Here is a 13,600-nt window from a genome sequence, read left to right on the forward strand (position 1 = left end):
CAAGTACCGGCCGTGCGTATGCGTCTCACGATGGTCCCGGGCATGCTTCGTTCAGGGCGATCTCTTCGGCTGGCTCAAGCGGCATTCCGGGCGGTGACGGCCACCATCCCTGGTTGGGCCAGCGAGCGATGAATTCGTCTCGCGCCGGCGGCGGTGGAATTTCGTAGTTGTTCGCTTCGTAGCACGGGGCGAGGAACTGGGTCAGATAGTCGTAGAGCCACCCGAGTTCCGCTTCGGTGCTCGGCCCGCGCGGACGGCCTCGATGCATCTCCCTACAAACGAACACACCGACAGCGTTCGCCTCCGTGTCGAGGTTCACCTCGTAGCCGGCTCTGTTGCCGTACGCATCGGTGCCGTACCCGAACGGAACGCCTTTCTCGGTTAAGCAGGCGGTGACCAGGTCAAGGCTCTCGTCCGCTGAGATGTATCCCACGAACGGATCCTCGGGACGCACGGCGCTCGGGTATTGGTCGGTAACGAGCTTCCACGACTCATCCTGCAGCTCGAGGCGCCGAGCGTTCGCCTGCTCGTCGCTGAGCGGATCCGGCGTGGGTCTGGGGCCGAGGTCCGGCATCGGCACGGTCACGGCCAGGGGCTCGAATGTCTCGGTCTGGCGTGGCTCCGGAGCCGTGCCGGGCGTCGCGCAGCCCGCCCCGATGAAGACCGTGCCGATGGCCAAGGCGAGCGCACCGATGGAGCGAGCACGGGATGTCGGCATCGTTCTCCTTCGCGAGTGGCGGCTGAACGCCACTCACGCTAGCGGACGCCGACCCCTAAAGTGAAGGAACCTCTCGCCATGGCGCTCAGCGAGTTTTCGCCAGGCCGGCTTCACACCTTCGCGCCCACGCCCTGCGGAACCGGCTCATGCCGCAGATACGTCCGCCGGAATTCCCCGGTCCCGGCAGTCAGTGCCCGCAACTCAATCGCGTACCGCAACAGCTCCTGGTCCGGAATCTCCGCCGTGATCTCGGACCGCTCCCGCCCGACCGAGTTCGTCCCGGTCAGATGGCCGCGCCGGGATGACAGGTCGCTCATTACCGCGCCGACATAGTTATCTGGCACGGTGATGGTCACCGCCGACACCGGTTCCAGCAACTGGATCCGCGCTGCCGCCGCGGCCTCCCGCAACGCCAACGCGCCCGCGGACTGGAACGCGGCATCCGATGAATCGACACTGTGCGCCTTGCCGCCGGTGAGCGTGACCCGGATGTCGACGACCGGGAAGCCCGCCGACACGCCCTTCTGCATCTGCTCGCGGACACCCTTCTCGACCGAACCGATGAACTGCCCGGGGACGACGCCGCCGACGACCTTGTTGACGAACTGGAAGCCCTCGCCGCGCTCGAGCGGTTCGACCTCGATGTCGCAGACACCGAATTGGCCATGCCCGCCGGACTGCTTGACATATCTTCCGTGCCCGGTGGCGGGCGTCGCGAACGTCTCCCGCAATGGCGTGACGATGTCGACGGTGCGCAGTTTGACGCCCTGGCCGCGCAGCCGGTCGAGCACCACCTCGGCATGCGCCTCACCCATGCACCACAGCACCAGCTGGTGCGTCTCGGCGTTCCGCTCGACCCGAAGCGTCGGGTCGATCGCCGCCGCCCGCGCCAGGCTCTTCGCCAGATTGTCCTCATCGGCCGGCGACGCCGCCTCGACCGCGATCGGCATCAGCGGCTCGGGCATCTCCCACGGCACGATCAGCAGGGGCGCCTCACGGTCCGACACCGTGTCACCGGTCTCGGCATTGCTCAGCTTGGTCAGCGCACAGATGTCTCCGGCCACGCTGTACGTCACCGGCCGCAGGTTCGCGCCCATCGGGGTCTGCAGGTGCGTGACTCGCTCATCGGCGTCGTGATCCTGGTGACCGCGATCGGCCAGCCCGCGTCCGCCGATGTGCAGCAGGGTGTTCTCCCGCAAGGTGCCCGAGAAGAGTCGCACCAGACAGACCCGACCAAGGAACGAGTCGATTGTCGTACGCACGATTTCGCCGACCAGCGGCCCGGACGGGTCGACGGTCAGCGCTCGGGCGGGGGCCCCATTCAAGCTCGTCACCGCCGGCACGTCACGCTCCACCGGTGACGGGAATGCCCGGGTCACGAACTCCAGCAGTTCGGCCATCCCGACGCCGACCTCCGCCGACACGGCCAGCACCGGATAGAACGATCCACCGGCGACGGCCCGTTCCAGATCGGTGATCAGGATGTCGAGATCGACCGCTTCACCGCCGAGGTAGCGGTCCATGAGCGTCTCATCCTCGCTCTCGGCGATGATGCCCTCGATGAGCACGCCCCGGGCGGCTTCAGCCTCAGCCAGTTCCGCCTCCGTCGCAGCACGCTCAAGCGGATGCCGCTCGCCCGCGCTGTAGTCCGACACCGTTCCGGACAGCAGCCCGAGCAGCCCGGTGATGGCACCGTTCGTCCGCATCGGCAAGTAGAGCGGCAACATGGATGCCCCGAACGCCTCCTGGCACGCGGCGAGCACTCCCTCGTAGTTCGCCCGGGGATGGTCGATGCGGCTGATCACGACGGCCCGCGGCATCCCGACGTGCTCGCATTCGGCCCACAGGGCAGTGGTTGCGGCATCGACGCCGTCGACCGCGGAGACCACGAACAGCGCCGCGTCCGCCGCCCGCAGCCCGGCGCGCAGATCCCCGATGAAATCGGGGTACCCGGGAGTATCCAGCAGGTTCACCTTGATATCGCCGACCGCCACCGGCAACACGGCGAGCGCCACCGAGCGCTGCTGCGTGACCTCGGACGGGTCTGAGTCGCTCACCGTGGTGCCGTCGATGATCGATCCCAGACGAGTGATGGCGCCGGTGGCCAGCAGCAATGCCTCGGCAAGCATCGTCTTGCCCGCCCCGGAACGACCGACGAGCGCCACGTTGCGGATCTTCTCCGGATGGTTGGCATAGATTGCCGCGGATGCGTCCGCTCGATGTTGCTCCGGACCTCGACCCGAGCCCTTCGACGGGCCGGCACCTTTCGTCGACATGAGGACTCCCGCCGTGGATTGCGCCGCATCGTATTAGTCGATTTGACACCCGGAAGAGACTCGGCGGCAAGAGTGGTTCGCAGCAGATCCGCAGCCGCGCACCGCTCGCCCCGGATTAGGTTCGAGTATGAGCGATCAGCGGGGGAGCAGCCTGGGCGCCACACGCTGGCGACCCAGCCGCCGTCAGCGCCGAGACCCGCCAGCCTGGACGCGTTCCCTCGCCGAGGGTGACGACGCCGGGTTCTTCGGACCGGGCAGCGCGGTGTGGGCCGTCAATGGCGCGCTGCCGACGCTGGTTGCGGGGATCCGCGCTCTGCTGCTGCAGACGCTGCATCCCGGGGCCATGGCCGGCGTCCACGATCACTCGCGGTACAACGAGGACCCGCTCGGACGCCTCGACGGCACCGTCCGCTGGGTCGCCATGACCACCTTCGGCGATCGCCGCAGTGCCGCCGCGGCATCCGCCCACGTGTCCCGCCTGCATGAGCGGATCACCGGCACTTACGTCGATGCCCGGGGGACCGAGCGTCCTTACTCGGCGAACGATGAAGAGCTGCTGAGGTGGGTGCACGACGCGTTCACCGAGGCGTTCATCGGCGCCCACGAGCTCTGGGGTGGACCCATACCGGGCGGCGCGGACGCCTACGTGCGCGAGTGGGCGCAGGCCGGCCGGCTGATGGGAGTGCAGAATCCCCCGACCACGGTCGCGGAACTGCGCGCGGAGATGGCCGGGTTTCTGGATGACGCGAAACCTGACGAGCGCGTGGCTCAGGCGGTGCGATTCCTGCGCCGGCCCGGACTGCCTGGCCTCACCGGTGCCGTCTATCCGATCCTCTTCGGCGGAGCAGTCGCCTCGCTCGAGCCGCACTACCGAAACCTGCTCGGGCTGGAACGGCCGTGGTGGCCCGCGGTGACCTTGACCCGCGTTCTGCTCACGGTGGCAAAACGCGTGCTCGGACCGGTGTCACCGAGTGAGCAGAACGCTCGCGCCCGACTGGCGAGACTGGACAGTACGGCCCCTAGCCATCCGCACCGCTGAGGTCGATCATTGCTGGTGTGACTGGATCGAGTGAGTCGATCGGGCGCCGGTTATGAACCAGGCGGCGCGGCGCATCCAGCGCGTCTACCTGGTGCTCCTGCTCGGGAACACCCTGGCAGCGTCCTTCATCTGGGGGATCAACACACTGTTCCTGCTGGACGCCGGACTGTCCAATTTCGAAGCGTTCGCCGCGAACGCATTCTTCACCGCGGGCATGGTGATCTTCGAGATCCCGACCGGTGTTGTCGCCGACACGGTGGGGCGCAAGGCGTCCTACCTGCTCGGTACGATCACGCTGTCGGCATCCACAGCGCTCTACTGGTTGCTGTGGGTCTGGCACGCGCCGTTCGGCTGGTGGGCGCTCGTTTCGGTGCTGCTCGGACTCGGCTTCACCTTCTTCTCCGGTGCGGTCGAAGCCTGGCTCGTCGATGCGCTGACTTTCCATGACTACACCGGCAGTCTCGAGGCGGTATTCGGTCGCGGGCTGGTGGTGACCGGCATCGCGATGTTCGCCGGGTCGGTGCTGGGCGGTGTCGTCGCCCAAGCGACCAACCTCGGTGTCCCATTCCTGCTGCGCGCGGGACTGCTCGTGGTGATGTTCGTGTTCGCGTTCTTCGTGATGCGGGATCTCGGATTCACCCCGGATCGCGGGGCCGGTCCTCTGAAGGCGACGCGCAACGTGCTCACGCAATCGATCGAGCACGGGCTGAAGCGGCGCTCGGTGCGCTACGTGATCCTCGCCGCCCCATTCGCGTCCGGTGTCGGGATCTACGCGTTCTACGCGCTGCAGCCGTACCTGCTGGAGCTGTGGGGCGACGAGTCGGCATACTCGATCGCCGGCCTCGCCGCCGCAATCCTGTCGCTGTCGCAAGTGGCAGGCGGCGTGCTCGCGCCTCGCGTCCGGGGTCTGTTCGCCCGGCGAACCAGCACGATTATCGGGGCATCGATCGCCAGCGGAGTGAGCCTGATCATCCTCGGGGTGAACAGCCTGTTCTGGCTCGCGATCGCGCTTCTTGTCGTCTGGGGATTCGTCTTCGCGGTCGCCGAACCCGTCACTAGGGCCTACCTCAACGACATGATCCCGTCGAAGCAGCGGGCAACCGTGCTCTCGTTCGATTCATTGTTCGGCAGTCTCGGCGGCGTCTTCATCCAGCCGGCGCTGGGCCGCTCGGCCGACCTCTGGGGTTACGGAACCTCGCTCGTGATCGGTGGCGTGATCGAACTGATCGGCATTCCCCTGCTGTTCGCCAGCCGTCGACAGCGCGACCCGGCGGATACCAACGTGGTGCGAGCGGATGCCGCCCCGCAAGCCTGACCGACGCGGGCCTGCCCCGCCTCACTCCGCGGCAACGCGACCGGACTCGATCGCCTCGCGGAACTTGTCGTAGTCCTTTTCCACGCGATCCGCGTAGGTCAGGGCGTACTCGGCGAACGCCCGGTCGGCGGTGTCGCTGCGCCCAAGGTAGGCCGCGATCGGGACCGGGTTGCTCGCCCGGGCATGCGCGAGAGCGAGGGCGGTTGCGGTCAACTTGGCATACGCGAGCATCGGCCGCGGCTGGACGGCCTGGAGCTCAGGCGACCACTTCATATCCCGCAATTGCCGCACGTAGTAGAACTGACCGTTCACATTCGAGGTCCAGCCGAGCAGGATGTCCGTCGCCGCCTGCATGAGCTGTTGGCCGACCACCACCCGCCGACCGGCATGAGCGTCGTCGTCCGGCGGTTCCACGAGCGCCAGCGGGTCCAGCACGGACCGCTCGGCCTGCTTGATCTGCAGAATGAGCAGGTCATCCGGAGTGCGTCCCTGCAGCAGCAGAACCCACGCGTAGAGACCGACGCTGCCGACCCCGACGATCTTGTGCCCGAAGTCAACGATTCTGAACTGGTCCAGCAGCTCGCGACTGCGAGCCGGCAGCGATTGACGATACCCCTCGAATGCCGCCCGCACCCGCTCGCCGACCTCGCCTTCCAGCGGCAGCCGGAACAGCAACGGGCGCGAATCGAGGAACACCCGAGAGCCATCGACGACATGCGTCAGCTTCCGGACCGCCGACCAGGAGTCGCGCGCGGTGGCAGCACTCACCCCGGCTCGGACCCGGCGCACGCCTTCCCTCCCCATCTCGGCGCGCATCATGTCCTCGACCCGCTGGGTTTCCAGCCGCTGATACGCCACTTGCAGCACCGGGGTGCGGGCATGCTGGGCCATGCCCTCGCGGTACGCTCGCGCCACGGTCGCTGCAGCCAGCCGCGCGAACTTCGGTTTCAGACCCGAGTTCCTCGCCGCGAGCACGAACGACGTCGCCAGCCTCTTCACATCCCACTCGAAGGGTCCGGCACCGGTTTCATCGAAGTCGTTGACGTCGAACACCAGCCGACGGTCGGGGCTGGCGAACAGGCCGAAATTGGCGACATGCGCATCTCCGCACAGTTGGGTGCTCAGCCCGCTATCCGGCTGGGCGGCGAGATCGCGCGCCATCAGGATGGCACTGCCTCGATAGAAGGCGAATGCGGATGCCGCCATCCTTGTGTGCCGCACTGGCACAAACTCGGCATAGCGGGTCTGGGCCTGCGCGTTGATCAGATCGACCGGGTCGGCCCTGCTCTCTTCAGGATTCAGGGTTGCCAGGTTGCTGCGAGGCAACCGCCGTCGGGCGGCCGAGTCTGCTGGGGAGGGCTGCTCGAGTGTCATGGGCGAATCGTGTTGCGCAGGAAGACGATCAACCAGCTGAACACCATCATGAACGCGACCAACTCGACCGCGGTGAGGTTGTAGTAGCCGGTGAGGTAGAACACCGCCAGGAGCGCGATCACCCCGACGTAGACGTAGCCGAGCAGGATGAACACGCGCGGGGTGGCGGGAAGAGCCCAGCGCAGGGCGAGGACCAGCGTCACGTAGACCACCACCATCCCACTCGCCGAAGCGCCGTGTGCCGCGAAGAACTCATCGAGCGGCAGCAGCCCGACGCATGCGAGCAGGATTCCGATGGCGACCAGGCAGTAGCGCACGAAGTTCCGGCCCCTCAACTCCACCGGAGTGGACGTGGGGAGCGCAGCGGTGGCATAGTGCGCAATCGTCGTCACGATGACTCCCGCAATCACCAAGGTGATATTGAAGGAGCGAGCCGAGAAGTCGTCGGAGATACCGAGGGTGCTGAGGTTCTCCTGCCACCACAGCGGATCAGACGCGCTGAGCATGCTGGCAAAGACACCGACGACGACGAAGGCCGCCAGGATGACGGACAAGAACATCGGTGTGACGCTGACCGCCGACAGAAAGACGACGTAGCAGGTGAGGGCAATCGCCGCGCCTGACAGCACCGCAGCCGACAGTGCGTAGATGACCGCTCCCGTGAAGCTCCGGCTGACCAGATCGGCGATTCCGATCCAGGCGAGCCCGGCGGTTATGGCGTGCGCCAGCGCCAATGCCGCGACATCGAACCAACGGAGCGGCATCGCCGGCACAGCACGTTCGCTCGGGTCAGGTGGGAGCTGATCGCGGGTTCGAGTTCTCGCTTCGCCGCTGACCAGCGCGCGAGCGCTGAGGAAGACGACCGCGGCGGTTACGGCGCCGGCAAAACCGACGAACTGGCCGACTGATCCTGGACCGGAGATCGGGGCGGATCTGCCCCAGAACAGGATGGCGGCGATCACCGATGTGACCACGAACAGGGCAGAAGCGATCAACAGCGCGGTGGATTCGAGCGTCTCGGCGTCCTTGGCCGGGCGACGAACCACTCCCGCGATCGGAACGGGCTGACTGAGCGGAGGTTCCTGATGGAGCGGGAGCTCCCGCGCATCCGCACTTCGGGCCGTCATCTGAAAGACCCGCGAAGTGTTCTGCATGGGTGTTCCTCGATCCCGCGAGCTGGCCGCCCCTGCGGCTCGTGCCCCGAAATTAAGTCCGGAGCAGTATGAGGACATCACCCTGAAGGGATGATGTCCCGGCTTTGGCGCTTCTTTAACGTGGCTGGCGCGAGCGAGGGCGGCGGTGTCAGTACCGGTGTGCTCGAACACGAACAGCTCGAGCCCGAGCAGTTGGCGAGGACCATGACTATGTTCATGACGGCTGACGCTGACTTCGATCGTGCGTCAAGTCGGATTGTCCGTCGTTTCGGCATCCGACGATTTCACGCTCACCGAGACGAGCTCGATATTGAGCGCCGGCAGCACATCGAGCAGACCGTGCCAGCTCGCCTGATCCTCCACAGCCCCGACCAAGTGGGTACGGCCGTGCTCGACCCGCGTCACAGTGAATCCGGGAAACGCCTCGGTGAACGCGGGACTCAACGTCCCTCTGATCACGAGTTCCACAGTCTGGATGGTCACGATTACTTTCCTGCCCGCCACCGTCGACCCGAGCTTGAGGCTCCAGTATCAGCCCGACGGCTGACGGCTTCGTCACTCCCTGAGGGTGATCCATCACGGGTTGTCTGCCCACTAGCCGCACACGCCGAGTGTTGGCAGACTGTCAGTCACGAGAGACCTCGCGTATGGCCGTAGCCGAACGAACAACCCATCAGAGTGTCGATCGCCCAGCCCTCCGAGAGCGGTTGGACGGTCTGGTTGCCGTGCCCCTCGCCCTGCTCATCGCCCCGGCGGGTGCGGGCAAGACGGTCCTGTTGCGGCAGTGGGCGGGGCAGCAGCGTGACCTGTCGGTGGTCTGGCTCGACCTTGTTCCCCGCGACAACGATCCCGCACACCTGGCCCGCAAATTCACCACGGGGATGAAAAATTCGGGGACGGATGTCGCGGCCTTGAGCGCGACCGTCCCGATGGTTCGTGGCGGTCTGGGCGCGCGGTTCCTAGAGGAACTCGGCGTGCTGTTCGACCAACTGCCGCCGACTCTCTTCGTGCTCGATGACTTTCACCAGCTGACGAACAAAGCGCTGCTCGGCGACCTCGTCGCGATAGTGGACCAGCTGCCCGTCCAGGTGCATTTCGCCATTGCCACGCGCACAGACTTGCCACTGCTGTGGGCACAGCGCAGGCTGCACGGAGATCTGACCGAGATCCGCAGCGCCGACCTGGCTTTCGACGTTGAACACTCCGCGCAACTGCTCGAGCGCATTTCCGGGAGACGCCTGTCCGCTGAGAACGTCACCCGGCTGGTCGAGCGCACGGAAGGATGGGCCGCCGGTTTGCAACTGGCTGGGCTGATGTTGCGCGCGCGTGAGGACGCCGATGAGTTCGTCGCCGGGTTTGGCGGAACCGACCGACTCGTGGCCGACTACCTCGGCGAGGAGGTGCTTCGCGCGCAGGCGCCGTCGGTGCGGGCGAGCCTGTTGGAGGCATCCGTGCTCGAGGAGATCAGCGGCGACCTGCTCACGGCAGTCACAGGCGAGGCAGACGCGCAACTGTTCCTCGAACTTCTCGAGCGTGAGTCGATGTTCCTGGTCGCGCTGGACGATCGGCGCGCGTGGTTCCGATTCCACTCGCTGTTTCGGGACTTGCTGCGCTATCGCCTTCGCGCGGCGGCGCCCGATGTCGAGCGGGCACTCCTGCGCAAAGCGGCCCGATGGCATGTCGACCAGGGGGACTGGGATCACGCGGTGGAGTACCTGCTGCGAGCGCAGAGCTGGGATGAGGCATATGACCTGATTCGCGCGCGAGGTCACGAGGTGTACGAGCGCGGCGAGATGCTCACCATGATCAGGTGGATCGAGCAGCTGCCCGCTTCGGCGGACCCCGGGCAGACGGAACGCACACTCCTGCTTGGACTCCTGCACTGCTTGGCGGGTCAGATGGTGGTCGCGGCAGACCTGCTCAGTGACGTCCTGAACAGCGAGGAGGCTTCTGACGCGGATCGGCTGATATGTCTGGCGTTCCTCAGTGCGCGAGCGCAGTGGATTCCGCACGGGGAAACCACGACCACGCTGGCCGTACGTGCGCTCGACATGTTCGACCGGCTCCCGCACATCGTGACGCCCAACTGGTTTGGAGTCACCTCACGATCCTCGCTGAAGACTGTGACACTCTTCTCCGGCGGACGTTCCCTGTTTCTGCAGGGCGACTTCGATGAGAGCAGGCGCTGGTTGCGGGCGGCGCTCGCGTCTGAAGGCTCGAGCTATTCGCTGTGGCGCATCAACGCATTGGGGTCGCTCGCGCTCCTGGAAGCCTGGTGCGGGCGCACTGGGGCTGCCCTCGACCTCGCAGGCGAGGCATTGGCGATCGCCGAGGAAGCGGGCCTGACGGAACACCCGGGAACTGCCGACGCCCACTTGGCTCGAGCGTTCGCGGCTGCGGAACGCACTGATTTCGCTCAAGCCACGATCGCGTTGCACCAAGGCGCCTCGCTGGCAGCATCGAACGGGCGGATTCAGTTGCTGTGGCTCGGGCACCTCCTTCAGACAGAGTTGGAGGAGTCTGCCGCCTCCGTCGTCCCGACTTCGCGTTGTCCGCAGCCGACGGGTCCGCCACCACCGATCGTGCGGGACCGCCTTAGTGCCAATCAGTTGCGTGCCTGGAGACTCGATGGACAGCCGGAGCGCGCTCTGGGAGACTCCCCGCGGGCATCCGGAACGTCACATTGGGTGCTTTTTGAGAAAGTGGCCGCGGCGCTAACACTGGTTGAGACAAGGCCGGCGCGGGACCTGCTCTCGTCGTGGCCGGGGATAGCGTCCGGGCTGGCTGCAACCGAAGACCTCGAACGGTTGATCCTGGTGGCATGGCTTTCCCAGGTCGAGGGAAAAGCCCTGAACGCGCAGCGCGAGCTCGATGACGCTCTCCGGCTTGCCCAGGACAATGAGTCGGTCGACCCGTTTCTTCGAGCGGGGCCCGACGTGATCCGGATGCTCCAGCGGCAGCCGGCGCAGCACTCCGAGTTCCACGATCGTATTCTCGAGCGGGGCAGGCGCCTGATGGCCGCCCGCCCCGATGCTGACTTTGCCGGGCGCTTCACCCAGCGCGAACTCGAGATACTGGCCTGTTTGCCCAGCCGGACGACCAACACCGAACTGGCCGAACAGTTCTTCGTCTCGGTGAACACCATCAAGACCCACATGGTCCACATCTATCGAAAGCTTGACGTCCCGAACCGCAGCGCAGCGATCGTGCGTGCCCGAGAACTCGGGCTGCTGCGTTAGCAGCCGGGGTGACGAGATCACCCCGGCAGTATGACGACCGGGCGCACGAGCGGGCATTACATTTTCGCGAAAGAGCACCCGTCGGGCGCGCATTGAGAGAAACGGTCACCGAACATGAACTTTTGGGACTTTGTAAGTTTCTTCTTCTGGAGCTTCGTCTTCATCGCCTATCTGATGGTGCTGTTCTCCGTGCTCAGCGATATCTTCCGCGACCACGAACTCAGCGGGTGGCTGAAGGCGTTGTGGGTCATCCTTCTGATCTTCGTGCCGTTCCTTACGGCACTGATCTACTTGATCGCCCGCGGATCGGGGATGGCCAGGCGCCAGGCCGAGACCATGGCACGATCTCGCGAAGACACGGATTCCTACATCCGATCCGTCGCCGGCTCATCACCCGCGGATGAAATCGCGCAAGCCAAGGCGCTGCTCGACTCCGGGGCAATCAGCGCAAGCGAGTACGAGGCGCTCAAGGCTCGGGCGATGGGCGGCTCCGCAAGCACTACCCGCGTGTAATCCGCGCGTCAGTGGATGAAGGCCTTCAGCAGGATCATCGCGATCCCGAAGGTGGCCGTCCCTGCCGCTCCTGCGAGGCGCGCCCACCAGGGCGCGCCTCGTCTCGCGAAGGCGCGGTAGCCGAGCACCGCCAGCACGGCGACTCCGGTCCACAGCGCCGCCCAGATCGCGGACAGATCGTCAATCGCTTCCGTCGCTCCGAGCAGCAGTACGAGCGATGGAACGATGGCGGAGGTCAATAGGCCGTACGACTGCAGAAGGCTGTGCTTGAACGAGTCCGGAAGACTCGACGGCTGACCCGGGACCAGATTGTGCTGCGCGACCGTACCGGCGTACACGTGGGCCGCCCAGAACACGATCACCGTGAACACGACCGTCGTGAAGACCTCCCAGGAGGTGCCGCCGCCGGCACCCGCGACCACCACCATCCCGGAGACGAGAATCACACCGTAGATCGACTGCTCGGTCGCGAAGGTCGCCAGGAACAGCTGGTCGGCCGAAGATTGATCGGCGTCGCTCCGCTCTGAACGCATTGCCATCTCCTTCGGGAGTGCCGCGCGGCCCCTCGGCAGCGTTCTTGTTCGGGCGGCTGCGGCGATGAGGCCGACAACGCCCATGGTAGGTGCCAATCGGTCAGGATGGAGCAATGAGAAACGCCCACGCCGACCTGCGCGCGCTCGACACAACCACGTGGGATTGGGCGGCGCCGGGGCGCGTGCTGGGTGATCCATCCAACGCCCGCCTGGCAGCGGTGCTTGTGCTGTTCGGTGTCCTCGACTCGGTCCCGGCAGAGTCCACCGCACCGGTCGCGCGGGACCTGGATGTGCTCCTGCAACGACGGGCACCCGCGATGGGTCACCACGCCGGGCAGATTTCGTTCCCAGGCGGGGGAGTGGAGGCCACGGACGTCGACATGGCGGCAACCGCGGTGCGCGAGGCGGTGGAGGAAACCGGGCTGGACCCTGCGGGCGTCGAGGTGCTTGGCGCGCTCCCGCCGCTGGCGTTGCCGGTGAGCAACAATCTGGTGACCCCGGTGCTCGCGTGGTGGGCGCGCACGTCCAATGTCGCTGCGGTCGATCATCGGGAGGCGGTCGAGGTCTTCCGGATGCCGGTGGCCGACCTGCTGGACCCGGACAACCGGGTGACCGCGGTCTTCACCCGCGGCGGGCGTGACTACCGTTCTCCCGCGTTCTCCGTACGCGGTGTCGTTGTCTGGGGCTTCACCGCGCTCGTGCTCGACCGGCTTTTCGACGAACTCGGTTGGTCGGTGCCGTGGGATCCAAACCGCACGATCCCGCTGCCCTAACCGAACGATCCCGTCGGAACCTCTCCGGCAGGCCGGTAGACCGCCGTCACCACGCCGGTGCTCGAGATGCTGCTGTCAGCGAGGCTGAGTCCTGCGGGAGTGGTGCCGTCGGCAAAGAGCCGCTTGCCGACGCCGACGACGACCGGGAAGATCATCAGCCGGAACTCGTCCACCAGGTTCGCTCGAAGCAGTGACTGGATCAGATTGCCGCTGCCGGGGACCACCAGCTCCGGACCGTCTTCCTTCTTCAGCGCTGCCAGTCCGTCGGCGGCGTCGCCCTCGATCAGGACCGAGTTGCTCCAGTCCAGCTGCGGACGGCTCCGCGACGCGACGTACTTGGTCGCGTTGTTGAAGGTGGATGCCCCGTCCGCGTCGCTCGCGTGGGGCCAATACGCGGCCATGATGTCGTAGGTCTTGCGCCCGAGCACCATGGCGAAGGGTTTACCGGTGAACCCGTCCATGACCTGGTTCAGCTGGTCGTTCCAGTAGTTGACCGTCCAGCCGCCATAGGCGAAACCGTCGCTCGTATCCTCCTCTGGCCCGCCCGGCGCCTGCAAGACACCGTCGAGGGTGAGAAATGTCTGCACAACGAGCTGTCTCATCGTGTTCTCTTTCCTTGTGAGGCCGGCTGCACTGCCGGCACACCGCTCCCGATCCTTCTCGCAC

General features: G+C 66.1%; 12 protein-coding genes. 5 read left to right on the top strand and 7 right to left on the bottom strand.

The genetic code is table 11. The annotated features are described in order from the left end of the window. Positions 1-25: 25 nt before the first annotated feature. Both GO591_RS05740 and GO591_RS05745 read right to left on the bottom strand, forming a co-directional pair. The gene (locus tag GO591_RS05740) at positions 26-718 is read right to left on the bottom strand and encodes a hypothetical protein (protein WP_157155937.1); all 693 of its coding nucleotides are present in this window, start codon (positions 716-718) and stop codon (positions 26-28) included. Positions 719-828: 110 nt separating this feature from the next. Continuing rightward, complete coding sequence (locus GO591_RS05745) at positions 829-2,994, bottom strand: elongation factor G-like protein EF-G2 (protein ID WP_157155938.1); 2,166 nt, start codon at positions 2,992-2,994, stop codon at positions 829-831. Positions 2,995-3,121: 127 nt separating this feature from the next. On the opposite strand from GO591_RS05745, the gene GO591_RS05750 reads away from it, so the two are divergent. Both GO591_RS05750 and GO591_RS05755 read left to right on the top strand, forming a co-directional pair. Beyond that, complete coding sequence (locus GO591_RS05750; protein ID WP_157155939.1) at positions 3,122-4,033, top strand: oxygenase MpaB family protein; 912 nt, start codon at positions 3,122-3,124, stop codon at positions 4,031-4,033. 52 nt (positions 4,034-4,085) lie between these two features. Then, complete coding sequence (locus GO591_RS05755; protein ID WP_157155940.1) at positions 4,086-5,348, top strand: MFS transporter; 1,263 nt, start codon at positions 4,086-4,088, stop codon at positions 5,346-5,348. Between the two features lie 21 nt (positions 5,349-5,369). Here the strand turns inward: GO591_RS05755 and GO591_RS05760 are convergent, their stop codons facing one another. From GO591_RS05760 to GO591_RS05770, 3 genes are all read right to left on the bottom strand, one after another. Further along, positions 5,370-6,722 (bottom strand): DUF2252 domain-containing protein, encoded by a 1,353-nt coding sequence (locus GO591_RS05760; RefSeq protein ID WP_157155941.1) that lies wholly within the window; start codon positions 6,720-6,722, stop codon positions 5,370-5,372. After that, the gene (locus GO591_RS05765) at positions 6,719-7,768 is read right to left on the bottom strand and encodes a hypothetical protein (protein WP_232466288.1); all 1,050 of its coding nucleotides are present in this window, start codon (positions 7,766-7,768) and stop codon (positions 6,719-6,721) included. Before GO591_RS05765 ends, GO591_RS05760 begins: the two co-directional genes overlap by 4 nt. Before the next feature lie 354 nt (positions 7,769-8,122). Beyond that, positions 8,123-8,359: a hypothetical protein gene (locus GO591_RS05770; protein ID WP_157155942.1), complete on the bottom strand. Its 237-nt coding sequence runs from the start codon at positions 8,357-8,359 to the stop codon at positions 8,123-8,125. Positions 8,360-8,601: 242 nt separating this feature from the next. Between GO591_RS05770 and GO591_RS05775 the strand changes: the two genes are divergently transcribed. Beyond that, on the top strand, positions 8,602-11,115 hold the full coding sequence (locus GO591_RS05775) for a winged helix-turn-helix domain-containing protein (protein WP_157155943.1): 2,514 nt from the start codon (positions 8,602-8,604) through the stop codon (positions 11,113-11,115). 114 nt (positions 11,116-11,229) lie between these two features. Beyond that, positions 11,230-11,628, top strand: a complete 399-nt coding sequence (locus GO591_RS05780; RefSeq protein WP_157155944.1) for an SHOCT domain-containing protein — start codon at positions 11,230-11,232, stop codon at positions 11,626-11,628. A gap of 8 nt (positions 11,629-11,636) precedes the next feature. On the opposite strand, the gene GO591_RS05785 is transcribed toward GO591_RS05780, so the two are convergent. Beyond that, on the bottom strand, positions 11,637-12,161 hold the full coding sequence (locus tag GO591_RS05785) for a hypothetical protein (RefSeq protein WP_157155945.1): 525 nt from the start codon (positions 12,159-12,161) through the stop codon (positions 11,637-11,639). A gap of 113 nt (positions 12,162-12,274) precedes the next feature. Between GO591_RS05785 and GO591_RS05790 the strand changes: the two genes are divergently transcribed. Further along, positions 12,275-12,934, top strand: a complete 660-nt coding sequence (locus GO591_RS05790) for an NUDIX hydrolase (protein ID WP_157155946.1) — start codon at positions 12,275-12,277, stop codon at positions 12,932-12,934. On the opposite strand, the gene GO591_RS05795 is transcribed toward GO591_RS05790, so the two are convergent. Next, on the bottom strand, positions 12,931-13,536 hold the full coding sequence (locus tag GO591_RS05795) for a dihydrofolate reductase family protein (protein WP_157155947.1): 606 nt from the start codon (positions 13,534-13,536) through the stop codon (positions 12,931-12,933). The genes GO591_RS05790 and GO591_RS05795 overlap by 4 nt on opposite strands. Positions 13,537-13,600: the final 64 nt, after the last annotated feature.

The sequence above is a fragment of the Diaminobutyricimonas sp. LJ205 genome, from assembly GCF_009755725.1.
In the GTDB taxonomy this organism is placed as follows: domain Bacteria; phylum Actinomycetota; class Actinomycetes; order Actinomycetales; family Microbacteriaceae; genus Ruicaihuangia.